The organism is Sphingomonas sp. Mn802worker, assembly GCF_000382485.1.
GTDB lineage: Bacteria > Pseudomonadota > Alphaproteobacteria > Sphingomonadales > Sphingomonadaceae > Sphingomonas.
The window spans coordinates 1-22834 of record NZ_AORY01000011.1 but is presented as its reverse complement, the minus strand read 5'-3'; the positions used below and the strand labels follow the sequence as shown (position 1 = coordinate 22834).

Annotated in this window: 23 protein-coding genes and 1 pseudogene; 17 read left to right on the top strand and 7 right to left on the bottom strand. The window is 68.1% G+C overall.

Features of this window, described 5'->3' with window-relative positions; all coding sequences use genetic code 11:
• Positions 1 to 20: 20 nt before the first annotated feature.
• The 3 genes from rplS to SMN802W_RS0108715 form a co-directional block, all read right to left on the bottom strand.
• Positions 21 to 407 (bottom strand): 50S ribosomal protein L19, encoded by a 387-nt coding sequence (gene rplS / locus SMN802W_RS0108725; RefSeq protein ID WP_019516522.1) that lies wholly within the window; start codon positions 405 to 407, stop codon positions 21 to 23.
• Positions 408 to 413: 6 nt separating this feature from the next.
• Complete coding sequence (gene trmD / locus SMN802W_RS0108720; RefSeq protein ID WP_019516521.1) at positions 414 to 1142, bottom strand: tRNA (guanosine(37)-N1)-methyltransferase TrmD; 729 nt, start codon at positions 1140 to 1142, stop codon at positions 414 to 416.
• Positions 1143 to 1218: 76 nt separating this feature from the next.
• Positions 1219 to 1542, bottom strand: coding sequence for a hypothetical protein (locus tag SMN802W_RS0108715; protein WP_019516520.1), 324 nt, complete (start codon positions 1540 to 1542; stop codon positions 1219 to 1221).
• 295 nt (positions 1543 to 1837) lie between these two features.
• Between SMN802W_RS0108715 and ffh the strand changes: the two genes are divergently transcribed.
• The 4 genes from ffh (at position 1838) to rimM (ending at position 4554) form a co-directional block, all read left to right on the top strand.
• Entirely contained in the window at positions 1838 to 3367 is a 1530-nt protein-coding gene (ffh, locus tag SMN802W_RS0108710; RefSeq protein WP_019516519.1) for a signal recognition particle protein, read from the top strand.
• Positions 3368 to 3422: 55 nt separating this feature from the next.
• The gene (gene rpsP / locus SMN802W_RS0108705) at positions 3423 to 3821 is read left to right on the top strand and encodes a 30S ribosomal protein S16 (RefSeq protein ID WP_019516518.1); all 399 of its coding nucleotides are present in this window, start codon (positions 3423 to 3425) and stop codon (positions 3819 to 3821) included.
• A 102-nt stretch (positions 3822 to 3923) separates the two neighbouring features.
• A complete protein-coding gene (locus tag SMN802W_RS18830) occupies positions 3924 to 4058 on the top strand; it encodes a hypothetical protein (protein WP_274543659.1) in 135 nt (44 codons plus the stop codon).
• Positions 4059 to 4071: 13 nt separating this feature from the next.
• A complete protein-coding gene (gene rimM / locus SMN802W_RS0108695) occupies positions 4072 to 4554 on the top strand; it encodes a ribosome maturation factor RimM (RefSeq protein WP_019516516.1) in 483 nt (160 codons plus the stop codon).
• 8 nt (positions 4555 to 4562) lie between these two features.
• On the opposite strand, the gene SMN802W_RS0108690 is transcribed toward rimM, so the two are convergent.
• Complete coding sequence (locus tag SMN802W_RS0108690; protein ID WP_019516515.1) at positions 4563 to 5489, bottom strand: NAD(P)/FAD-dependent oxidoreductase; 927 nt, start codon at positions 5487 to 5489, stop codon at positions 4563 to 4565.
• A 126-nt stretch (positions 5490 to 5615) separates the two neighbouring features.
• On the opposite strand from SMN802W_RS0108690, the gene SMN802W_RS0108685 reads away from it, so the two are divergent.
• Genes SMN802W_RS0108685 through SMN802W_RS0108660 form a run of 6 tightly spaced genes read left to right on the top strand, consistent with a single transcriptional unit; the run spans position 5616 to position 11406 of the window.
• Positions 5616 to 7898, top strand: coding sequence for a DPP IV N-terminal domain-containing protein (locus SMN802W_RS0108685; protein WP_026325924.1), 2283 nt, complete (start codon positions 5616 to 5618; stop codon positions 7896 to 7898).
• A gap of 13 nt (positions 7899 to 7911) precedes the next feature.
• On the top strand, positions 7912 to 8628 hold the full coding sequence (locus SMN802W_RS0108680; RefSeq protein WP_019516513.1) for an MgtC/SapB family protein: 717 nt from the start codon (positions 7912 to 7914) through the stop codon (positions 8626 to 8628).
• Positions 8629 to 8687: 59 nt separating this feature from the next.
• Entirely contained in the window at positions 8688 to 9716 is a 1029-nt protein-coding gene (locus SMN802W_RS0108675; RefSeq protein WP_026325923.1) for an aspartate-semialdehyde dehydrogenase, read from the top strand.
• 5 nt (positions 9717 to 9721) lie between these two features.
• Positions 9722 to 10177, top strand: a complete 456-nt coding sequence (locus SMN802W_RS0108670) for a hypothetical protein (protein WP_019516511.1) — start codon at positions 9722 to 9724, stop codon at positions 10175 to 10177.
• Between the two features lie 25 nt (positions 10178 to 10202).
• Positions 10203 to 10655, top strand: coding sequence for a GFA family protein (locus SMN802W_RS0108665; protein WP_026325922.1), 453 nt, complete (start codon positions 10203 to 10205; stop codon positions 10653 to 10655).
• A complete protein-coding gene (locus tag SMN802W_RS0108660; protein ID WP_019516509.1) occupies positions 10645 to 11406 on the top strand; it encodes an alpha/beta fold hydrolase in 762 nt (253 codons plus the stop codon). Before SMN802W_RS0108665 ends, SMN802W_RS0108660 begins: the two co-directional genes overlap by 11 nt.
• Before the next feature lie 91 nt (positions 11407 to 11497).
• Here the strand turns inward: SMN802W_RS0108660 and SMN802W_RS17930 are convergent, their stop codons facing one another.
• The 3 genes from SMN802W_RS17930 to SMN802W_RS0108645 all read right to left on the bottom strand — a co-directional run bounded on the left by SMN802W_RS17930 (position 11498) and on the right by SMN802W_RS0108645 (position 14232).
• Positions 11498 to 12130: a hypothetical protein gene (locus tag SMN802W_RS17930; RefSeq protein WP_026325921.1), complete on the bottom strand. Its 633-nt coding sequence runs from the start codon at positions 12128 to 12130 to the stop codon at positions 11498 to 11500.
• A gap of 104 nt (positions 12131 to 12234) precedes the next feature.
• A complete protein-coding gene (locus SMN802W_RS0108650) occupies positions 12235 to 13665 on the bottom strand; it encodes an AMP nucleosidase (protein ID WP_019516506.1) in 1431 nt (476 codons plus the stop codon).
• A gap of 87 nt (positions 13666 to 13752) precedes the next feature.
• Positions 13753 to 14232: a peroxiredoxin gene (locus SMN802W_RS0108645; RefSeq protein ID WP_019516505.1), complete on the bottom strand. Its 480-nt coding sequence runs from the start codon at positions 14230 to 14232 to the stop codon at positions 13753 to 13755.
• A gap of 102 nt (positions 14233 to 14334) precedes the next feature.
• Between SMN802W_RS0108645 and SMN802W_RS0108640 the strand changes: the two genes are divergently transcribed.
• The 7 genes and pseudogenes from SMN802W_RS0108640 to SMN802W_RS0108610 all read left to right on the top strand — a co-directional run.
• Positions 14335 to 14895, top strand: a complete 561-nt coding sequence (locus tag SMN802W_RS0108640; protein ID WP_019516504.1) for a YqgE/AlgH family protein — start codon at positions 14335 to 14337, stop codon at positions 14893 to 14895.
• Positions 14896 to 15122: 227 nt separating this feature from the next.
• Entirely contained in the window at positions 15123 to 16541 is a 1419-nt protein-coding gene (gene ahcY / locus SMN802W_RS0108635; RefSeq protein WP_019516503.1) for an adenosylhomocysteinase, read from the top strand.
• A gap of 224 nt (positions 16542 to 16765) precedes the next feature.
• The gene (locus tag SMN802W_RS0108630) at positions 16766 to 19021 is read left to right on the top strand and encodes a sensor histidine kinase (protein ID WP_083925703.1); all 2256 of its coding nucleotides are present in this window, start codon (positions 16766 to 16768) and stop codon (positions 19019 to 19021) included.
• Positions 19018 to 19473, top strand: coding sequence for a tRNA (adenosine(37)-N6)-threonylcarbamoyltransferase complex ATPase subunit type 1 TsaE (gene tsaE / locus SMN802W_RS0108625; protein ID WP_019516501.1), 456 nt, complete (start codon positions 19018 to 19020; stop codon positions 19471 to 19473). The genes SMN802W_RS0108630 and tsaE overlap by 4 nt, the downstream gene beginning before the upstream one ends.
• Complete coding sequence (locus tag SMN802W_RS0108620) at positions 19458 to 20447, top strand: phosphotransferase (protein ID WP_019516500.1); 990 nt, start codon at positions 19458 to 19460, stop codon at positions 20445 to 20447. Before tsaE ends, SMN802W_RS0108620 begins: the two co-directional genes overlap by 16 nt.
• A 53-nt stretch (positions 20448 to 20500) precedes the next feature.
• On the top strand, positions 20501 to 21199 hold the full coding sequence (locus SMN802W_RS0108615) for a nucleotidyltransferase family protein (protein ID WP_083925701.1): 699 nt from the start codon (positions 20501 to 20503) through the stop codon (positions 21197 to 21199).
• A gap of 6 nt (positions 21200 to 21205) precedes the next feature.
• A pseudogene (locus tag SMN802W_RS0108610) lies at positions 21206 to 22834 on the top strand (double-strand break repair protein AddB); the annotation flags it as partial.

The following is a 22834-nucleotide window of genomic DNA, read 5'->3' as shown; positions in this document are numbered from 1 at the left end:
TACCGTATGGAGCGCGCCGATTACTCGGCCGCAGTTGCCGTCGGGCGGGTATCGCGACGCTCGGCGATACGCGCCGACTTACCCGTGCGACCGCGCAGGTAGTAGAGCTTCGCACGACGCACCGCACCCTTGCGGACGACCGTGATCGATTCGATGTTGGGCGAGTAGAGCGGGAACACGCGCTCCACACCCTCACCGAACGAGATCTTGCGAACGGTGAAGCTCGAGCCCATGCCCTTGTTCGAGCGCGCGATGCACACGCCCTCGTAGTTCTGGACGCGGGTACGCTCACCCTCGACCACGCGGACACCGACGCGCAGCGAGTCGCCGGCGCGGAACTCGGGGATCTCGCGCTTGGCGACGAGCTTGGCGATCTGCTCTGCTTCGAGCGTCTGGATCAGGTTCATGTGTATTCAACCTTCATCATCATGCCGCGCACCAGAGGGCGACCGAACCCGAGCGCCGGTGTGACGCTCCCACAGGTCCGGCCGCCGTAGCCGTGTGTCGACCTCCGCCTGTTGCTTTCGCCAGGCGGCGATCCTCGCATGATCCCCCGATCGCAGCACTTCGGGGATCGTGCGCCCTTCCCATTCATATGGTCGGGTATAATGCGGATATTCGAGGAGGCCGCTTTCGAAGCTTTCCTCGTCCCCGCTAGAAGCCGCGCCCATTACGCCCGGAACCAGCCGGACGCAAGCGTCGAGCAGCACCATCGCCCCCATCTCACCGCCCGAGAGTACATAGTCGCCGATCGCGACCTGCTCGACGTCGCGCGCATCGAACAGGCGTTCGTCGAACCCCTCGAAGCGCCCGCACAGGATCACCGCGCCGGGCCCGGCCGCAAGCGTGCGGACGCGCGACTGGGTGAGGGGAGCACCCCGGGGCGTCATGGCCAGGACCGGTCGATCGTCGCTGACCTTGTCGAGCGCGCTGGCGACCACGTCGGCGCGCAGCACCATGCCGGCGCCGCCGCCCGCGGGCGTATCATCGACGGTGCGGTGGCGATCGGTCGCGCTGTCGCGGATGTTGACCGCGTCGAGCGACCACAAGCCGCTCGCGAGCGCCCGTCCGGCGAGCGCGTGACCGAGGGGTCCCGGGAACATGTCGGGGTAGAGCGTCAGGACGGTGGCGTGAAACGGCACAGGCGAAGCGGCTTCCGATCGGTGATTACCCGCCCCTCAATGATGCCGCGCGCCAGGTCAACCACGGGTGCGGCCCTCAGTGTAGCGGCGCACCTTCGGGATCGGTGACGAAGGACAGTTCTTCTGCCGGCCCGACCTTTTGCTCGCCCGCGAAGATGCGATCGATCCGTTCCTCGATCTCGCAGCGCTGGTCGCGCGAGCAGTACCGCCGGTTCTGCCCGATCAGCAGTTCGTCGGCGATCGCCTTTTTGACGTTGTTCAATCCGTCTTCGCTCAGCGCGTTGGTCTTGCGCAGTTCGACGCAGAGCTGGATCAGCCCAACCGCCGTGACCTGCGCGCGAAGCCCGACGTTGGTGACATCGTGGTGAAGCTGTTTCTGTTTGTCGGATGGCTGGCCCACGCATCGTCTCCTGCGATTGATGCCGCATTGGTCTCACGGCTTGCTTGAATTAAAGCATGAAAGGCGGCGGGTGTTCAACGTGGCCGCGTCGTACCTTGTTTGCGGTTGCCCATGTGATCTTGCCGGCGGGGTGTCGTTGCGCTAAGGGCCCGACCACGTTCCACCGTGAACGCTTGAGCAACGCGTCCATCTGCGGCGCACGCTGGCCGGCGAGGTTTCGCCCGCCGGCGCTTTTGCGTTTGGCGGTGGGCGGGTTTAGCCGGGTGTGATTTCGCGGCCGGCGGAAGGGATTTGGATGTTCGAGAGCCTCAGCGATCGTCTTGGTGGCGTGTTCGACCGGCTGCGTGGTCGTGGCGCGCTGACCGAGGCCGACGTGCGCCAGGCGATGCGCGAGGTCCGCATCGCGCTGCTCGAAGCCGACGTGGCGCTGCCCGTCGCGCGTCAGTTCGTCGACAAGGCGACTGAGGCGGCGATCGGGCAGAACGTGCTGCGCTCGGTCACGCCGGGGCAGCAGGTCGTCAAGATCGTCAACGACGCGCTGGTCGAGATGCTGGGCGGCGACGATCCCGAGGGCGCCGAGCTCGACCTGAACGTCGCGCCGCCGGCGGTCGTGATGATGGTCGGCCTGCAAGGGTCGGGCAAGACGACCACGACGGCCAAGATCGCGCGGCGACTGTCGAAGGGTTCGATCACCGGTCGCCCGACGAAGAAGGTGCTGATGGCGTCGCTGGACGTCAATCGCCCGAACGCGCAGGAGCAGCTGGCGACGCTGGGCACGCAGGTCGAGGTCGCGACGCTGCCGATCGTGGCGGGCCAGCAGCCGGTCGACATCGCTCGCCGCGCGCTGCAGGCGGCGAAGCTGCAGGGTTTCGACGTGCTGATGCTCGACACCGCGGGTCGTCTGCACGTCGATCAGGCGTTGATGGACGAGATGAAGGCGGTGGCCGAGGTCACGACGCCGAACGAGATCCTGCTCGTCGTCGACTCGCTGACCGGCCAGGATGCGGTCAACGTCGCGCAGAACTTCTCCGATCAGGTGCCGCTGACGGGCGTGGTGCTGACCCGCATGGACGGCGACGCGCGCGGTGGTGCGGCGCTGTCGATGCGCGCGGTGACGGGCAAGCCGATCAAGTTCGCGGGCGTCGGCGAGAAAATGGACGCGCTGGAAGCGTTCCAGCCGAGCCGTGTCGCGGGGCGCATCCTGGGCATGGGCGACGTCGTCAGCCTGGTCGAGCGCGCTGCGGAGGCGATCCAGCAGGAGGACGCCGAGCGGATGACCGCGCGGCTTGCCAAGGGTCAGTTCGACATGAACGACCTGCGCGCGCAGTTGGCGCAGATGCGGCGCATGGGCGGACTGGGCGCGCTCGCCGGCATGTTGCCCGGCATGAAGGGCGCGCAGAAGGCGATGGCGTCGGGCGCGGTGGACGAGAAGATCCTGCTGCGGATGGACGCGATGATCACGTCGATGACGGTCAAGGAACGTGCCAAGCCCGAGCTGATCAACGCCAAGCGCAAGATCCGCATCGCCAAGGGATCGGGCACCAACGTGCAGGAGGTCAACAAGCTCCTGAAGATGCACCTGGAAATGCAGACCGCCATGAAGAAGATCAAGAAGATGGGCGGGATGAAGGGACTGCTTGGCATGCTCGGCAAGGGCGGGCTGGGTGGTCTTGGCAACGCGCTGGGCGGCGCGGAGCTGGGCGACATGATGTCCAAGGCGGGCGGGCCGGGCGGAAGCCTGGCGGGGATGCCGGGATTGCCGGGGCCGGGTGGCATACCGGGCGGGCTGCCGGGAATGCCCGGCGGGTTCAAGTTCAAGAAGTAAGTTTCACGTGCCCGCTACGGCGGGCGTTCCAAATCGAAGAAGGAAGAAGAGTAACATGGCACTGAGCATTCGTCTGTCGCGTGGTGGCTCGAAGAAGCGTCCTTATTACCGTATCGTCGTCGCCGACGCGCGTAGCCCGCGTGACGGCAAGTTCATCGAGAAGATCGGCAACTACAACCCGCTGCTCGGCAAGGACGACGAGAAGCGCATCATCCTCGACGCCGAGCGCGCGAAGCACTGGATCGGCGTCGGCGCGCAGCCGACCGACCGCGTCGCCCGCTTCCTCGACAAGGCCGGCGTCAAGGAGCGCGCAGCGCGCAACAACCCGACCAAGGGCAAGCCCGGCGAGAAGGCGACCGAGCGCGCCGAGGAGCGTGCCGAGAAGCTAAAGGCGGCGCAGGAAGCCGCCAACGCCCCGGCCGAGACGACCGAGGCCGAGACGGCGGAGGCCTGAGCCCGCTTGTGCCGGCCGGTGTTCGTATCGGCCGGCATCCGATCGGCTGCGGCACCGGACCGGTCATCGTGCGTTCCCTTGTTCCAACGAGAGGAGCTAGCCTTGACCGACCCCGACCAGTTTTCGCACGAGCATGACGACCAGGACGCCACCAACCAAGGGGCCTCGTCCCCCGCGCCCGCCGAAGGCGCCGACGACGCCCCCGGCGGCAGCGACGGCTCGCCCGAGCCTGCCTGACGCGGCGGCTCCGGTGCGCGTGGTGCCGCCGGGGCAGGTCGTGCTCGCCGCCATCGCTGGCGCGCACGGCGTCGGCGGCGAGGTGAAGCTAAAGGTCTTTGCCGAGCAACTGGACGCGCATCGGTCGTTCAACGACGGTTCGCTGACGCTTCAGTCACTGCGCAACGGCAACATCGCGCGCTTCAAGGAGATCGCGGATCGCAACGCCGCCGAGGCAATGCGGGGAACCGTGCTGACGGTGGCGCGTGAGGCGCTGCCTGCTCTCGACGAGGGCGAATATTACCATGCCGATCTGATCGGGTTACCGGCGGTCTCAACCGATGGCGACAGCCTTGGTCATGTCGTTGCGGTCGAGAACTTCGGCGCAGGCGACGTGATCGAGATCGAGCGACCCGCGGTGGATGGTCGTCCGGGCAAGCGCTTCATGGTGCCGATCACCGCCGTGCCCGAGTGGAATGACGAGCGGCTGGTGATCGAGGCCGCATTCGTCGACTGAACCCTCGCTCAGCGCCAGAGCGGTCGCTGATCGCCCAACATGTTGCGGATCGTCGTCGCGGCGACGCCTGCCTCACCCATCGCGTGGCTGATCTGATCGAGCCCTTTCACCACGTCGCCGGCGGCGAACAGGCCGGGGATGCTGGTGCGCTGGTGATCGTCGACCTCAAGACAGCCTTCGTCCGTCGCGCGTGCGCCCGCCTCGACCGCTAGGTGCGAGCGGATGCGCGATCCGAGTGCGGGATAGACGCTGTCGAACGCCATGCGCCCGCGTGCAGTGTCGAAGGCGAGCTGCTCACCCTGGCCATTTTGTTCAATCGCGTAATTGCCGCAGGGGCCGTTGACGCGCGCGATGCCGGCCTCGTCCAGCTTGGCCGCACACGCCGGGTCGAGCGCGTGTTCGGCCTCGGGCGCGATCAGGGTCACGTCGCGCGTGAAGCTTCGCAGGAACAACGCCTCGCGCACGCCGTGGTCGCCGGTGCCGATCACGCCGACCTTCTTGTCGGTCACCTCGTAACCGTCGCACACCGGGCAATAGCGCAGCAATCCGCGTTCCAGCGCCGGGTCGTGCACCTCGGGTAGCAGATGCCTAGGCCGGTGGTTCACCACACCGGTCGCCAGCAACACCGAGCGCGCGCGATAGTCGCCATCCTCGGTCGCGAGCGCGAAGCCTTCATCGTCGTGCCGCAATCGTTCGACGCGTACCGCCTGCCGTTCGACGCCGTACTTCTCCGCCTGTTCGAGCATCAGCGCGAGCAGGTCCTTGCCCGCGATACCATCGGGGTAGCCGGCATGGTTGCGCGTCCGCGGGATCATCGCCGCGCGGCTCGATCCGCTGTCGAACAGCCGCACACGCAGATGATAGCGCGCCAGGTAGATCGCGGCGGTGAGCCCGGCGGGGCCGCCGCCGATGATGATGCAATCGTCGGTGGTCATCGCGCGGGCAACACTGCGCAACGATTCCGGTTCCGCGCCGATGCAACGGTCTGCGGGTGGTCTATCGCGCGGCGGACCGCTAATCCGGCCGCCGACAAGCCGCAGCAGCGCGGCGCGGAGGATGAGATGCGGACATGGTGGAGCGTGAGTGCGGCGGCAATGGCGATCGCGTGCGCGAGCGGGGGCAGCGCGGTGGCTGCTGATCGCAACGCGGCCCCTGCCAGCACGGCCGAGGCAAAAGCATCGACGCTGACGCTCAAGCGCGTGTTCGGCAGCCCCGACCTCGCCGGACCGCAGCCGCAGTCGCTGCGGTTGTCGCCGGACGGCACGCTGCTGACCTCGGTCCGCAACCGCGCCGATGAGCGGCAGCGCTACGATCTGTGGGCGCTCGACACCACGACGGGCGCGGAGCGGATGCTGGTCGACAGCAAGAAGCTGGGCAGCGGCGCCGAACTGTCCGAAGCCGCCAAGATGCAGCGCGAGCGCGACCGGTCGCTGACCGGCAAGACCGGGGTGCTGCAATATGACTGGTCCCCCGACGGGCAAAGCCTGCTGGTGCCGATCGACGGCGAGCTGTTCCTGGCAGGCCGCGACGGGCAGGCGCGCAAGCTGGAGGGTACGAAGGGCGCGCTCAATCCGACGATCAGCCCGCGCGGGCGCTATATCGCGTTCGTACGCGACCAGAACCTACAGGTTGCACCGCTCGGACACGGGGCAGCAAAGGCGATCACGACAGGTGGCGGCGATACCGTCCATTGGGGCGAGGCCGAGTTCGTCGCGCAGGAGGAAATGGACCGTCGCACCGGTTACTGGTGGTCGCCCGACGAGCGCTACATCGCGGTCGAGCGCTTCGACGATGCGCCGGTCCACGTCGCGACGCGCGCCTCGATCGGTGCGTCGGGCACCAGGATCTACCAGCAGCGCTACCCCGCGGCGGGCACGCCCAACGCGCTGGTCGACCTGTACGTGATGAAGCCCGACGGCTCGGGCCGCGTGAAGGTCGATCTGGGCGCCGATCCCGACATCTATCTGGCGCGGGTCGACTGGACGCCTGATGGCGCCGCCTTGCTTGTCCAGCGCGAGAACCGTGCGCAGACCCGGCTCGACATGCTGCGCGTCGACCCCGCGACCGGCAAGTCGAGCGTGATGTTCACCGAGCAATCGGGCGCGAAGAGCTGGATCAACCTGACCGACGCCTATCGCGTGATGAGAGACGGCAGCATCCTGTGGCGGTCGGAACGCGACGGCTATGGCCATCTGTGGCTGTGGCGGGCGGGGGCGTGGCAGCAGTTGACCAGCGGGCCGTGGGTCGTGACCGGGCTGGTCGCGGTCGACGAGGGCGCAGGCAAGGCGTACTTCCTCGCCAACAAGGACGATGTGCTCGAGCAGCAGCTTTACGCACTCGACCTGAAGACCCGCGCCGTCACGCGGTTGACCGAGCGTGGCTGGTGGAACTCGGCCACCGCCGACGGAACGGGCACGCGCTTCATCGTGACGCGCTCCAATCCGCAGCAGCCGGCGCAGACGTACCTCGCCGATGCGGCGGGCAAGCGCGTCGCGTGGATCAACGAGAACCGCGTCGCGGGCGATCACCCGTACGCGCCGTTCATGGCGGCACATCGCCCGACCGAGTTCGGCACCATCAAGGTGACCGATGGTACGCCGCTCTACTGGCAGATGATCACGCCCAAGCTGGAGAAGGGCCGCCGCTACCCGGTGTTCTTCCAGCACTACGGCGGGCCGCACAGCCAGACGGTGATGCGCAACTGGAACGGCGCGCTGGCACAATATCTGGTCAGCCAGGGCTGGATCTTCTTCCAGCTCGACAACCGCGGCTCGATCAATCGCGGCAAGGCGTTCGAGGACACGATCTACCACGCGATGGGCACGGTCGAGGTCGAGGACCAGAAGGCCGGCGCGGACTATCTGAAGACGCTGCCGTTTGTCGCGCCTGACAGGATCGCAACCTATGGCTGGTCGTACGGCGGGTACATGTCGGTCAAGATGCTGGAGAAGACGCCGGGTGTCTACGCCGCCGCGGTGGCAGGCGCGCCGGTGACCGACTGGCAGCTGTACGATACGCATTACACCGAACGCTACATGGGCGATCCGCGGCAGGTGCCCGAGGCTTATGCCGCGTCGGGCGCGGTCGGTGATGCGCCGAAGATCAGCGATCCGTTGCTGTTGATCCACGGCATGGCGGACGACAACGTCTTCCTCGACAATTCGACCAAGCTCGCCGCCGAGTTGCAGAAGACCGCGACGCCGTTCGAGATGATGATGTACCCGGGGCAAACGCACCGCGTCGGCGGGCCGCGCATCAGCGAGCATCTGTGGACGACGATCCTCGACTTCCTGAACCGCGAGGTGAAGAACAAGCCGGCGGGCGCGACGCCAGCGGCGAAGTAAAGCGGGCGCGCGGGTGCGTTTCCTCACCACCTTCCACCTGTGGCCGTTCCTCGACACACTGGTCAGCTATGTCGTGGCGCTGGTGCTCGGCACCGCGATCGGGGCGGAGCGGCAGTTGCGGCAGCGCACCGCCGGGCTGCGCACCAACGCCCTGGTCGCAATAGGATCGGCGGCGTTCGTCGATCTGGGGCAGCGGCTGGGCGGCGACGTCGAGTCGATCCGCGTGATCGCCTATGTCGTCTCCGGCATTGGCTTCCTCGGCGCGGGCGTCATCATGAAGGAGGGGATGCACGTCCGCGGGCTGAACACCGCGGCGACGCTGTGGTGCTCGGCCGCGGTCGGTGCGATCGCGGGCAGCGACATGATCGCGGAGGCGGTGCTGCTGACGGTGCTGGTGCTGACCGCCAACACGCTGCTGCGCCCGCTGGTCGATGCGATCAACCGGGTGCCGACCGACCAGCATACGCTGGAGGCTACCTACACGGTTACGCTCACCGCGCCGGTCGGGGTTGCGGGGCCGATGGGTGACATGCTGGTCGAGCATCTGGAGGCGCAGAGCCTGCCGGTGGCCGAACTGTCGACGCAGCCGCTCGGCGGCGATCGCCTGTCGCTGACCGCGACGTTGGTCAGCACCAACGTGCCGAGCGACGAGCTCGACGCGATCGTCGAGCATCTCGCCCGCGTGCACGGGGTCGTGCACGCGACATGGCAGGCGCGTACGCACGATTAGGAAAGCAGTTGCCCCGCGTCGCGCAATGCCGCAACGCAGCGCACGAAGTGGAGATGGTGATGGGTTACCGGGTGGTGGTCGCGGGCGCGACCGGGAATGTCGGGCGCGAAATGGTCAACATCCTGGCCGAGCGGCAGTTTCCCGCCGACGAGATCGCGGTGCTGGCGTCGTCGCGCAGCCAGGGCGACCAGATCGAGTATGGTGATACCGGTCGTATGCTCAAGATACAGAATATCGAGCATTTCGATCCCGCCGGCTGGGACATGGCGCTGTTCGCGATCGGATCGGACGCGACCAAGGTTTATGCGCCCAAGTTCGCGGCGGCGGGGTGCACCGTAATCGACAATTCGTCGCTCTACCGCATGGACCCCGACGTGCCGCTGATCGTGCCGGAGGTGAACGCCGATGCGATCGACGGATATCGCGCCAAGAACATCATCGCCAACCCGAATTGCTCCACCGCGCAGATGGTCGTCGCGCTGAAGCCGCTGCACGACGCCGCGACGATCAAGCGCGTCGTGGTCGCGACCTACCAATCGGTGTCGGGCGCGGGCAAGGCGGGCATGGACGAGCTGTTCGAGCAGAGCCGCAACATCTTCGTCGGCGATCCGGCCGAGCCGAAGAAGTTCACCAAGCAGATCGCGTTCAACGTCATTCCGCACATCGACAGCTTCCTCGACGACGGGTCGACCAAGGAAGAATGGAAGATGGTCGTCGAGACCAAGAAGATCCTGGGCGCGAAGATCAAGGTCGCCGCGACCTGCGTCCGCGTGCCGGTGTTCGTCGGCCATTCGGAGGCGATCAACATCGAGTTCGAGGACGAGATCTCGGCCGAGGACGCGCAGCGCATCCTTCGCGAGGCGCCGGGCATCATGCTGATCGATAAGCGCGAGGACGAAGGGTACATCACCCCGATCGAGGCGGCGGGCGACGATGCCACCTATGTCAGCCGCGTGCGCGAGGACCCGACGGTCGAGAACGGCCTGTCGTTGTGGTGCGTCAGCGACAACCTGCGCAAGGGTGCGGCGCTGAACGCGGTACAAATCGCCGAGTTGCTGGGGCGGCGGCATCTGAAGAAGGCGGACTGACGTAGATGCGGCGCGTGGTCGCGGCGGTGGTGCTGTTCGCGCTCGCTCCCCTGTCCGCGTGCCAGCCGAACCCGCGCAACGAGATTGCCGACATAGCGGGTGTGGCGATGGAGGAGGTTGCGCGCACCGCGCCGGGGCAGGCGCTGTGTGTCGATCGCGTGATCGGAACCTGGCAGTCCGCGGCAAGGTCGCGGCGGATCGATCCACCCGCGCCACCGGGCTACGCCGACCTCTACGCGTCCGGTACGTTCCACGGTGGCGGCGGCGTCAAGGGCGCAACGCTGGGCGGCGTTCCGATCGGCACGGCGGCGTCGTGCTTCGACCTGCGCGGGCCGCTGGTGAAAGGTGATCGCGCGATGATCGAGGTGCATCTGCCCGGCACCGGGCTGAACGTGTGGGAGCGACGAACCGGCGGCGTGTGGCGCGTAGTGACGACGACGACGAGCGTCTATCCGGGCTGACCAGCTATAATAGGAGGAGGTGCGGGTGAGCGAGCGGATGGCGGGCGGGTGCCAGTGCGGTCGCGTCCGCTACGTGGCCGAAGTCGAGGGCAACGACGCCTATCTGTGCCACTGCCGCATGTGCCAGCGCGCGACCGGCGGTGTTGCGGCGGCATTCAAGCAGGTGCTGCGCGACGCGGTCACGTGGACGTGCGAGCCCGATCGATACGCCTCTTCGCCGATCGCATGGCGCGGCTTCTGTTCGGCATGCGGAACCCCACTCACGTTCGAATATGTCGAGCAGCCATTCGACGGGAGGCCCGCGAAGATCGACCTGACGCTGGGCAGCTTCGACGATCCGGCGCGCTTTCGGCCGACGTCGCACTTCGGCTGGGAGAGCCACCTTGAGCCTTGGCTCGACACCGCCGACTTGCCACGGCTGCGCAGCGACGAATACCAGCCGCTCGTCGCCAAGTGGGAGCAAGCGCGTGACGGGTAATGAGATCGAGCCGCAATTCTTCGACAGTTTCGATGGCACGCGGATCGCGTGGCGTGAGCTGGGCGAGGGGCGGCCAGTGGTGCTGATCCATGGCTATTTCTCCGACGCGAAGACCAACTGGCTGCGTTACGGCCACGCGGCGGCGGTAGCGGCCAAGGGCTTCCGCGTCATCATGCCCGACCTGCGCGGACACGGCGACAGCGCAAAGCCGCACGATCCGGCGAGCTACCCGGCGGATGCGCTGATGCGCGATGGGTTGGCGCTGGTCGAGCACCTGAGGCTGACCGACTATGATCTGGGCGGCTACTCGCTCGGCGCGCGCACAACCGTCCGCATGCTGGTGAATGGCGCGACGCCCAAGCGCGTGGTGCTGTCGGGCATGGGGCTGGCGGGGATCGTCGCGACGGCGGGGCGAGGCGGGTACTTCCGCAACGTGCTGACCAATCTGGGCACGTTCGAGCGCGGTAGCCGCGAGTGGCTGACCGAGGCGTTTCTCAAGACGACCAAGGGCGATCCGCAAGCGTTGCTGCGCGTGCTCGACACGTTCGTCGACACGCCGCGCGCTGCGCTCGAGACGATCACGCAGCAAGTTCTCGTCGCTGCGGGCGACGAGGATGATGACAACGGGTCGGCGCAGGATTTGGCGGAGGCGCTGCCCGGCGGGCGCTATGTCGAAGTGCCGGGCAATCACATGAGCGCAGTGACCAAGGCCGAACTGGGGCAGGCGATCGCGGACTTTCTCGCGCGCTGACCGCACAACGAAGATTCCGACATGAACACGGCGACGGCGCGTCGAATGCCGAAGAACGGGCGGGGCTGACGGCTCCGCCCGCCCGTCAGAATCATTCCTTCGGTGTGCCGCCGTCCGGGATCGTGTTCTCATCGGCAATGCCGGCTTCGAACGACTTCGACGCGTCGGCGCCGTCGGGCTGGTGCGCGGTGGCGGTGGGCTTGGCACCCTCGTGCTTCGCGCTGGCAGATGCCGGCTTGTCTTTCGTCGCGCGGGAAGACGAGCTGCGCAGCGACAGGATTGCAGCGGTCGCAGCCGCGCCGACCGCTGCCACGCCGCCCGCGATCGCGGCCGCGCCCCATTTACCGCCGACCTTGGCCGTGGCCTTGCCTGTCGCCTTGCCGGTCGCGGCACCGGCCTTCTTCGCGGTGGTGCGGGTGCGACGCGCGGCGGTCTTCGCGACCTTGGCGGCGCGTTCCTCCGCTTGCGTCACTGCATCGCTCACGTCATGCGCGGCGCTGCTGACACGGGTGCGCGGTGTGGTTTTCGGCGAGGTGCGCTTGCTGGAGCGAGGCTTGGGTGGCGCCTTCGCGGGCTTGGCCGGCGTATCGGCAGCGGCGGTCTTTGCTGGCGCTTTCGGCTTTGCGGTGGTCGTCGCGGCGGTCTTGCGCGGCGCGCGACGGCGCGGCGTCGTTGCTGGCGAGCCGCTTGCCGGCGGGGTCGGGGTGTCGCTCTCGTCGGCCATGGTCAGCTCCCTGCGAAAAATGATTCCGGGTGCGTAACGCATGGCCGTGCGATGGTTTCCCGCCGGGCGACGGCGCTCAACGGACTGCCGTCACTGAGAGGCCCTTATCGGAACGGGGGCTCGTTGAACGCGCGCAGCTTGCGGCTGTGGAGGCGGTCGCCCTCGCGGCGCAGTTCCTCGCAGGTCTCGATGCCGATCCGCATATGCTCGCTGATCGCGCGTTCGTAGAAGCGATTGGCCTGGCCCGGCAGCTTGAGCTCGCCGTGCAAGGGCTTGTCGGACACGCACAGCAAGGTGCCATAGGGGACGCGGAAGCGATAGCCTTGGGCCGCGATCGTGGCCGATTCCATGTCGATCGCGACCGCACGGCTGAGCGAGAAGCGCAGCGCGGAGCGGGCGTAGCGAAGCTCCCAGTTTCGATCGTCGGTGGTGACGATCGTGCCGGTGCGCAGGCGACGCTTCAGTTCCTCGCCCGACTGGCCCGAGATCGTCTCCGCCGCGCGCGCGAGCGCCTGCTGCACCTCGGCGATCGCGGGGACGGGGATTTCGGGCGGCAGCATGTCGTCGAGCACGTGGTCGTCACGAAGATAGGCATGCGCCAGAACGTAGTCGCCGATACGTTGCGACGGGCGCAGGCCGCCGCAATGGCCGATCATCAGCCACGCCTCGGGCCGCATGACGGCGAGATGGTCGCAGATCGTCTTGGCGTTCGACGGGCCGACGCCGATGTTGACGAGCGTGATGCCGGTGCGGTCGTCCGCCATCAAATGATAGGCCGGCATCTGCAACCGCCGCCACGCGCTGTCGTCTAGCATCGCGGGGTCGTCGCCGGCGCGGAACATGACGCCGCCCGGACCCGAAAGCGCGGTGAAGCGCGACTCACCGCCGACTTGCGCCGCGGCCCAGCGGACGAATTCGTCGACGTAGCGGTGGTAGTTGGTGAACAGCACGTAGCGCTGGACGTGCTCGGGCGGGGTGCCGGTATAGTGGCGCAGTCGCGCGAGGCTGAAATCGGTGCGCAGCCCGTCGAACAGCGCCAGCGGGCGCGTGCCGTCGAACGATGCCCATAGGCCGTCCGCGATCTCGTCGCCGATATAGGCGAGCTCGGTGGTCGGGAACCAGCGCGCCAGCTCGGCGGCCGAGACCTGGTCGAGGCTCAGCGCGCTGCCGGCGTCGAGCACGTAGGGGAAGGGGATTTCCTGCTTGCCCGCGACCGCATCGACCTCGACCTCGTAATCCTCGATCAGGAAGGTCAATTGCTCGACCAGATAATCGTGGAACAGGTCGGGCTTGGTCACGCTGATGCGGTACTCGCCCGGCGTGACGAGCCGCCCGAACGAGCGCGGCGGGGCGGTGCGCGACGGTGCGCCGTTGAAGCGGATGCGGATCTCTGGGTAGGCGAACGACCCGTCCTTGCGCCACGCCGGATCGGGCTCGGTCCGATCGGCGATATAGGCGGCGACGGCGGTCTTCAGCCGGTCGACCGAGGCGGTGTAGAGGCGGTTCAGTTCGTGGACGATGTCGGCAGCAGTCATCACCAGCGATTATGCCCGGTGTGTTGCGCTTTCAAGTCCGCGTGCGGATGAAAGCGGGCGACGCGCTGACGCCGCCCGCGCCTGTCGTTACAGCTGACCGAGCAGGTGATCGGCCGAGCTGACGCTGAATTCGCCCGGGCCCTCGATATTCAGCTGCTCGACCACGCCGTCGTTGACGACCATCGAATAGCGCTGGCTGCGCGTGCCCATGCCGAACTTGCTGCCGTCCATCGTCAGCCCCAGCGCTTCGGCGAAGTCGCCGTTGCCGTCGGCCAGCATCGTGACGCCGCCCGCGTCCGCCGACTTGCCCCACGCGCCCATTACGAAGGCGTCGTTGACCGAGGTGCAGGCGATCTCATCGATACCCTTCGCTTTCAACGCACTGTCCTTCTCGACGAAGCCGGGCAAGTGCTTGGCCGAGCAGGTCGGGGTGAACGCGCCCGGCACCGCGAACAACGCGACGCGGCGACCCTTGAAATAATCACCAGTGTCGATCGGCTCGGGGCCGTCCGTGGTGACTTTGGTGAGCTTCACCTGCGGCAGTTGCTCGCCGACGCTGATCGTCATGTCCGATATGCTCCTGTGGGTTGGATCGCCCGTGCTGTCGCAAGCGCCACCGACTAATACAAGCCTTGGCGCTTGCCCGCTGTCGGCCCTAGATTGTGCGGAATGGAAGAGACGCGCTACCTGACCGGCCAGTTCCTGCTCGCCATGCCGGGGATCGGCGATCCGCGGTTCGAGCGTTCGGTGATCGCGATGTGCAACCACGACGAGGAGGGCGCGCTGGGCATCGGCGTCGGCGCGACGATCAGCGGGCTCGGGCTGCACGACGTGCTGGAGCAGTTGGAGATCGCACCCGGCGTCGCACCCGATGCGCCGGTGCATTTCGGTGGACCCGTAGAGGCGCGGCGCGGCTTCGTGCTTCATTCGACCGACTGGGGCGGGCAGGACACGCTGTCGGTCGCCGGGCGCTGGTCGCTGTCGAGCACGCTCGACGTACTGCGCGCGATCGCGGGTGGTACGGGGCCGTCGAGGTGGATCGTGGCGCTCGGCTATGCCGGCTGGGGCGCGGGGCAATTGGACGAGGAGCTGACGCGGCACGGCTGGCTCAACGTCGCCGACGACGATGCGATGCTGTTCGGGACGCCGGCGGAGGAGCGCTGGGGTCGCGGGTTCCGCGTTGCGGGGGTCGATCCGCGCATGCTGGGGTTCGAGGCGGGGCGGGCTTAGCTTTGTAACGGCGGGATGACGCGGGGAGTTAATCCCCGCGTCGTCGGTCGGCGCTTTGGCGCCGCCGGCCGGTCGAGTAGGTCGGCTTAGCCACAGGCTCGCCGACCTACTCGACATATAAAGATATCTTTATATTTGCTCCTTCGTGCGCGGGCCGCTACATGGCCGCGCATGTCGTCCGGTGCGTGTGTTCACCTTGGGCGGCCTCACACGACTGGAGAAACGCCGTGGCTACCGCCCCCGTTTTGGACAACAACGATTACGTCATCGCAGACATCGGCCTCGCCGATTTCGGTCGCAAGGAGATCGAGATCGCGGAAACCGAGATGCCGGGCCTGATGGCGCTGCGCGAGGAGTTCGGTGCGTCGAAGCCGCTCAAGGGAGCGCGGATCACCGGGTCGCTCCACATGACAATCCAGACTGCGGTGCTGATCGAGACGCTGACCGCACTCGGTGCCGATGTGCGCTGGGCGACGTGCAACATCTTCTCGACACAGGACCACGCCGCCGCGGCGATTGCGGCGGCGGGTATCCCGGTGTTCGCGATCAAGGGCGAGAGCCTGGCCGATTACTGGGATTATGTCGGCAACATCTTCGACTGGGATGACGGCAAGGGTCAGACCGCCAACATCATCCTCGACGACGGCGGCGATGCGACGATGTTCGCCTTGTGGGGCGCGAAGCTCGAGCGCGGCGAAAGCTTCGGCGAACCCGAGAACGCCGAGGAAGTCGAGTTCCAGCGCGCGCTGAAGGCGTTCATCGCCAAGAAGCCGGGCTATCTGACCGAGACGGTCAAGAACCTGAAGGGCGTGTCGGAAGAGACGACGACGGGCGTCCACCGCCTGTATGAGATCGCGAAGAAGGGCGAGCTGCCGTTCCCCGCGATCAACGTCAACGACTCGGTCACCAAGTCGAAGTTCGACAATCTGTACGGCTGCAAGGAATCGCTGGTCGACGCGATCCGCCGTGCGACCGACGTGATGCTGGCGGGCAAGGTCGCGTGCGTTGCAGGCTTCGGCGACGTCGGCAAGGGTTCGGCGCAGAGCTTGCGCAACGGCGGCGCGCGCGTGCTGGTGACCGAGATCGATCCGATCTGCGCGTTGCAGGCAGCGATGGAAGGGTTCGAGGTCGTGACGATGGACGAGGCGGTCAAGCGCGCCGACATCTTCTGCACCGCGACCGGCAACGCCGACGTCATCACCGCCGATCACATGAAGGCGATGAAACCGATGTCGATCGTGTGCAACATCGGCCACTTCGACAGCGAGATCCAGATCGCCGCGCTCGACAATTACGCCTGGACCGAGGTGAAGCCCGGCACCGACCTAGTGAAGTTCCCGGATGGCAAGCAGATCATCATCCTGGCGAAGGGCCGCCTGGTGAACCTGGGCTGCGCGACCGGCCACCCGTCGTTCGTCATGTCGGCATCGTTCACCAACCAGACGCTGGCGCAGATCGAGCTGTGGACCAAGGGTGAGAACTACAAGAACGAGGTCTACGTTCTGCCCAAGCACCTCGACGAGAAGGTCGCGGCGCTCCACCTCGAGAAGCTGGGCGTCCAGCTGTCGAAGCTGACGGCGAAGCAGGCCGGCTACATCGGCGTGCCGGTCGAAGGCCCGTTCAAGCCGGATCATTATCGCTACTGATCGGCTGCAACCCCGTTGCATCTGCGTGAAAGGGCGGGGCTTCGGCTCCGCCCTTTTTGTTTGGGTAACCAGCCGGTCTTTTTCGTCGCTGCGCTTCCGCTCGTCCGGCCGGGGCGATAGGAACCGTCCATGCGGGCGAGGCGAACGGTGCGGCAGTGGTGAGCGAGGGCGTGCTGATCCTCGCGGGCGTCCTGCTCGCGCTTGTCCTCGCGGGCTCGTGCTGGATGCTCTATCGCGGTCTGACGCTGCGGAGCAAGGCGGCGGACGCGATTGCCGACCGTGAACGGCTGACGCGTCGATTGGCCGAAGCGCCTGCGCAATTGTTGGTGATCGCGTCCGGTGGCGCGCTCGACCTGCCGGTCAGGTTGGCCGAGTGGCTCGGGCTGGCGGGTAGTGCCGGCTCTATTGCCGAGCTTGCCGCGAGCGGCTGGGGGCTGGCACCCGCCGACGCGACGGCGTTGCAGCGCGACGTGGAGGCGACGCGCCGCGCCGCGCGCAGCTTCGACCGCATCGTCCGCACCCGCGACGATGCACGCGCGCTCCGGGTAACGGGTGAACGACGCGGCGACGACACGATGCTGTGGTTCAGCGATGTCAGCGCCAGCGAGGAGCAGCTCGCGGGATTGCGCACCGAGGCGGCCGAGCTGAACGAGGCGTTCGCTGCGCTCAGCGGGATGATCGAAGCGGCACCGCTGCCGATGTGGTACCGCGACACCGGATTGCAGCTCGCGATGGTCAACGCGGCCTATGTCTCCGCGGTCGAGGCGCTCGATCCGGCGAGCGTGATCGCGCGCGGGCTGGAACTGATCGAAGGGTCGGGGCAGGGCGGCCCGCGCGCCGGGGCGATCGCGGCGCGCGACACCGGCCAGCCGCAAGAGCGTGTGCTGCCCGCGACAATCGGCGGCGCGCGTCGCGCGTTCAGGCTCCACGACGTGCCGCTTGCGGTCGGCGGTGTCGCGGGCTTCGCGATCGACATCGAGGAACTGGAACAGGCCAATGCGCGCGAGAAGCGCTTCGCCGAGGCGCAGCGCGCGATGCTCGACCGGCTGTCGGCGGGCGTGGTGCAGTTCGGGCGCGACCGAAGTCTCATCTTCTGCAACCAGCCGTTCCGCCGCATGTTCGCGATGCGGCGCGAGTGGCTGTCCGATCGACCCGAGTTCGACCGCGTGCTGGAGCGGATGCGCGAGGCGGGGCGCGTGCCCGAGGTGCGCGACTTTCCCGGTTGGAAGGCGGAGCGGCGCGGCTGGTTCTTGGCCACCGACGGGGCGGCCGAGGAGAACTGGCATCTGCCCGGCGGCACGCACCTGCGCGTCGTGGCCCAACCATTGCCCGATGGCGGGCTGCTGCTGATTTTCGAGGACCGCACCGAGCAGGTGCAGCTCGCCAGCGCGCGCGACACGTTGCTGCGCGTGCGCACCGCGACGTTCGACAATCTGTTCGAGGCGCTGGGCGTGTTCGCCGCCGATGGCCGGTTGCAGCTGTGGAACAACCGTTTTCGCGCATTGTGGAATTTCGAGGAGGAATTCCTCGCCGGGCACCCGCGCGTCGACGCCATCGCCGAGCGATTGGCGCCGCAGCTCGCCAACCAAGCGCGATCGGCGCTGGTACCCGAGCTGGTCCGCTACGCCACGATCGAGCGCAAGCAGCGCGGCGGGCGTGTCGCGCTTGCCGACGGGCGGCATTTCGAGTTCGCCGCGGTGCCGCTGCCCGACGGCAACGCGCTGGTGACAATGCTCGACATCTCCGACAGTCGCCGGATCGAGCAGGCGCTGCGCGACCGCAACGAGGCGCTGGAAGCGGCCGACCGGGTCAAGACCGCCTTCGTCGCCAACATGAGCTACGAATTGCGCACGCCGCTGACCTCGATCAGCGGCTTCGCGGAGATGCTGCACGGCGGTTATGCGGGCAATCTGTCGGGTGAGGCGATCGCGTATGTCGATGCGATCCTCGATTCGGTCGAGCGGTTGGGCGTGCTGATCGACGACGTGCTCGACCTGACGCAGGCGGACAGTACCACGCTGGAGCGCGAGGATGTCGAGCTCGGCGCGGTGGTGCGCGCCGCCGCCGATGCGCTGACCGCCTCAGCCAGGCGCCATCGGATCGAGTTCGTCGTCGAGGTGCAGCGCACCGCCGGACGCGTTCATGTCGATCGCCGCCGCATCCGCGAGGCGGTGGAGCACCTGCTGCGCCACGCGGTCGGCGCAACGCGCGCCGGCGGACGCGTGCTGCTCCACGTCGACGGCGATTCGAAGCGGGCGCGGATCGTGGTGTCCGACGACGGCGCGGGCATGACCGTGGCGGAGGCCGCGCGCGCGTTCGATCGCTTCGCACAACCCGGCATCACGCCGGGGCAGGAACGTGCGCTGGGGCTCGGTCTCCCGCTCGCCAAGCAGTTCGTCGAGGCGCATGGCGGCAGTGTGTCGCTGGTGAGCGAGCCGGGACAGGGTTCGCTCGTCACGGTCGAGCTGCCGCGGCGATGACCGGAGCGGTGTTCCTTCCCGACGCGGCCGCGACCGAGGCGCTGGGGCGCAGCCTCGCCCCTGTGTTGCGCGCGGGCGATGTGGTGCTGCTGTCGGGCGGGCTCGGCATGGGGAAGACGAGTTTCGCGCGCGGCGTGCTGTCGGCGCTCGGGCTGGAAGGCGAGGCGCCGAGCCCGACGTTCGCGATCGTGCAGCCTTACGCCCCGCCCGAGACGCGGCTGCCGGTACTCCACGCCGATCTGTACCGGATCGAGGATGCGGGCGAGCTGGAGGAGCTGGGACTTGCCGACGCGCTGTACGATTCGGCGCTGCTGGTCGAATGGCCCGAGCAGGTGCCGCGCAGCTACTGGCGCGATCCGCTGTGTCTCACCTTCGCAGCCGCACCGGCGGGCGGGCGTTGCTTGACTTGGGACGGGTCGGCGGCATGGGAACGGCGATGGCGACCGACATGATTCCTCCCGCGAACGCCGACGCGTTCCTCGACAAGGCCGGCTGGGGCGGCGCGCGGATCGAGCCGCTGGCGGGCGATGCGTCGTTCCGCCGCTACTTCCGCGTCCATGCGGGCGAACGCCGTGCGGTGTTGATGGACGCGCCGCCGCCGCACGAGGATCCGCGCCCGTTCATCGCGGTCGCCGAGTGGCTGCACGCGCGCGGGTTTGCCGCGCCAAAGCTGCACGCGATCGACCTCGATCAGGGTCTGTTGCTGATCGAGGATTTCGGCGACGAGCGGATGCGCGAAACCGCCGACGCCAATCCGGACACGCTGGTGCCGCTTTACTCCGCCGCGATCGACGTGCTGATCGCGCTGCACCGCCACCCGGCGGGCGCGTGGCGCGTGTACGACCGGGCGGAGTTGCAGCGCGAGGTAGGGCTGCTGATCGAATGGTATTGCCCGGCGGTCGGGCTGAGTGTCGACGCCGATGGCTACCGCGCGGCGTGGGACGAGGTGCTGCACCATGCGTTATCCGACACGCCGGTCACGGTGCTGCGCGATTATCATGCCGAGAATCTGATGCTGGTCGGTCCCGAGCGCTCGCTCGGCCTGCTCGATTTCCAGGACGCGCTTGCCGGGCATCCCGCCTATGATCTTGTCTCGCTGTTGCAGGACGCGCGGCGCGACGTCGAGCCGTCGATCGAGGAAGCGATGCTGGCGCGCTACACCGCGGCGAACGGCGCGGGAGCTGCGTTCCTCGACGCCTACCACGTGCTCGGCGCGCAGCGGAATTCGAAGATCATCGGCATCTTCACGCGGTTGTGGCGGCGCGACGGCAAGCCGCGTTATGCCGCTCTGTGTCCGCGCGTCTGGGCCTATCTGGAGCGTGACCTGAGCCATCCGGTGCTCGCTCCGGTCGCGCGCTGGTTCGACGCCAACATACCTGCTGAGTTGCGAGGCGATCCGATGCTGGTCCGGGGCGGCGAGGCGTGACGCGGCCGCGCTACATCCGCCCGGTGCCGAACGCGGGCGTGCCGAAGACCGCGATGGTGATGGCGGCGGGACTGGGCAAACGGATGCGCCCGTTGACCGCGCTGCGTCCCAAGCCGCTGATCGCGGTGGCGGGCAAGCCGTTGATCGACCATGTGTTCGACCGGCTGCGCGATGCGGGGGTCGAGCGCGCGGTGGTCAACGTCCATTATCTGGCCGACGCGCTGGAGGCGCACGTGACGCACCGCGTCCGCGGGCTCGACGTGATCGTGTCGGATGAGCGCGCGCAATTGCTCGAGACCGGGGGTGGGCTGGTCAAGGCGCGCGAGGCGCTGGGCGATGCACCGTTCCTGGTCGTTAACAGCGACAATCTGTGGCTCGACGGACCTACCGATGCGATCCGCTTGCTTGCGTCGCATTGGGATGACGCGGCGATGGACGCGCTGTTGCTGCTGGTGCCGTATGCGCGTGCGCACAATCATCGCGGGCAGGGCGACTTCCACCTCGATGCAGCGGGCAGGATCACCGGGCGGCGACGTCCGGGCCGGGTCGCTCCGTTCGTCTACACCGGCGTGCAGATCCTGTCGCCGCGGGTCATCGCCGATTGGCCGGAGGGGCCGTTCTCGACCAACCTGTTCTGGGACCGCGCGATCGGGGCGGGGCGCGCGTTCGGCGTGGTGCATCAGGGATTGTGGTTCGACGTCGGCACGCCGGGCGCGATCGCGCGGACCGAGGCGATCCTGGCGGATGGCTGAGGCCTGATGGCTGAGAGACGCGGCCTCAACCTCTACACCATACCGGCGCACCGCGCGATCGCCGACGCGGCTGTCGCGGGGCTGCTGCGCCGGTTCGGTGGCGACCGGCTGGCGCTGGCGCGCGGAACGGTGCTGGTGCCCAACAACCGCGCGGGCGTCGCGATCACACGCGCGTTCGTGCGCGCGAGCGGAGGCGCGCTGCTGCTGCCGCGGATCGTCAGCCTGGCGGGCGACGATCTGGGTGAGGCGCTGGGGGCCGCGCTCGATCCTGCCGGTGTCACCCCGTTGCTGCCGCCCGCGATCGATCCGCTCCAGCGACGCATGGTGCTCGCCCGCATGGTCGAGGAGGAGCGTGCACGTGTCGGGCAGCCGATCGACGCGGCGGAGGCGGTCCGGTTGGCGGGCGACCTCGCGCGCACGCTCGACCAGCTGATCGTCGAGGAGGTCGCGCCCGAACGGCTGGCGGAGATCGATCCGGGCGAGGGGCTGACCGAGCATTGGCAGAACGCGCTGGCGCTGTTCCGCATCGTGCTCGATCGCTGGCCTGCCGAGCGCGACCGGCTCGGGCGGATCGAGGCGGGCGTGCGCCGCATCGCGCTGCTCGACGCGCAGGCGACACGCTGGCGGGCGACACCGCCGGGTGGGTTCGTCTGCGCGATCGGGATTACCGATCCCGCGCCCGCGATCGCGCGGCTGCTGCGCGTGGTGGCGGGATTGCCGCAGGGGATGGTCGCCTTCGCCAACCTCGACACGCGGATGCCGCAGGAGGAATGGGACGCGCTCGGTCCGCATGACCCCGATCCCGTTACCGGGCTGCGCCGCCGCTCGATCGAGGTGCACCCGCAATTTCACCTGAAGCTGATCCTCGACCGCATGGGTGTCGGGCGTGGCGAGGTCAGGACGTGGGTCGGCGGCAGCGACCATGATGCGAGCGCGGTCCGCGGTCGCGCGATCGCCAACGCGCTGACCCCCGCCGACTTCACCGGCAAGTGGACCGGACTGGACGCATCCGAGCGGCGGCTGACCGGGGTCGAGGCGGCCGAGCTCGCCACCCCGGCCGAGGAAGCGCAGGCGATCGCGCTCGCGATGCGCGAGTGGATCGAGCAGCCAGGGCAGACCGCCGCGCTCGTCACCCCGGACCGTTTGCTCGCACGGCGCGTGGCGGCGCATTGCGCGCGCTGGAATATTCCGATCGATGACAGCGCCGGGCGCGCGCTGTCGATCCTGCCGCCGGGCACGCTGCTGACCGCGATCGTCGAGGCGGCGGCGCAGGATTTCGCGCCGATGGCGCTGCTGACGCTGCTCAAGCACCCGCTGGTCAGGAGCGGCGAGCAGCGTGGTCGCTGGCTGGAGGGCGTGCGACGCCTCGACCGCGCGCTGCGTGGGCCTCGTCCGGCGCCGGGACTCGACGGGATCACCGCGCATCTGGAGGGCGGTCCCGAGCGCGAGCAGGAACTGCGCCGCGCGGTGCTCCCATGGTGGGCGGAGGCGCGCGCATTGCTGGAGCCGGTTGCGGCGGTGTTCGGGCGTGGTAGCTCGAGCCTGCCCGAGCTGGTGGCGGGATTACGCGAGTCGGCGCAGGCGCTCGCCGGCGATGAGGTGTGGCGCGGCCCCGCCGGGCGCTGCGCGGGCGAA